This is a genomic window from uncultured Sunxiuqinia sp. (assembly GCF_947495665.1).
GTDB classification, from domain to species: Bacteria; Bacteroidota; Bacteroidia; order Bacteroidales; family Prolixibacteraceae; genus Sunxiuqinia; species Sunxiuqinia rutila.
On the sequence record NZ_CANLZV010000044.1, the window covers coordinates 1 to 577 of the forward strand.

At 51.1% G+C, this 577-nt stretch carries 1 protein-coding gene; it reads right to left on the reverse strand.

What is annotated here, in order from left to right; translation table 11 throughout:
- A partial coding sequence (locus Q1A18_RS18970) for an MBG domain-containing protein (RefSeq protein WP_299584717.1) occupies window positions 1-577 on the reverse strand: 577 nt, incomplete at both ends.

Sequence of the window (577 nt, forward strand, 5' to 3'; positions counted from 1 at the left end):
TTCTCCATACACTTTGGTTTGTCCGGCATCGGCTGTGATGGTGATTGGCCGTGCTGTAATGGCAAAGTCGTTTGAAACGTAAGTGACGGTGTAGTTGCTTTCCTTATTGGTCGCACCTTCCACAATGGTGAGCGTTCCCTGGTTGATGGCGTAGCTGCCGACTGTTTCTCCAGTAATGCGACTTAGTGCTCCCTCAAAAGAATCACCAGTTGCCAGACCATCACCTCCAACGGTATAGGTAAAGGCAGCCGGATCAGCTTCACCATACACTTTGGTTTGTCCGGCATCGGCTGTGATGGTGATCGGTCGGGCTGTAATGGTAAAGTCGTTTGAAACGTAAGTGACGGTGTAGTTGCCTTCCTTATTGGTCGCACCCTCCACAATGGTGAGCGTTCCTTGATTGATGGCGTAGTTGCCAACTGTTTCACCAGCGTCACGGCTTAGTGCTCCGTCAAAAGAATCACCAGTTGCGAGACCGTCACCTCCAACCGTATAGGTAAAGGCAGCCGGATCGGCTTCTCCATACACTTTGGTTTGTCCGGCATCGGCTGTAATGGTGATTGGCCGTGCTGTAATG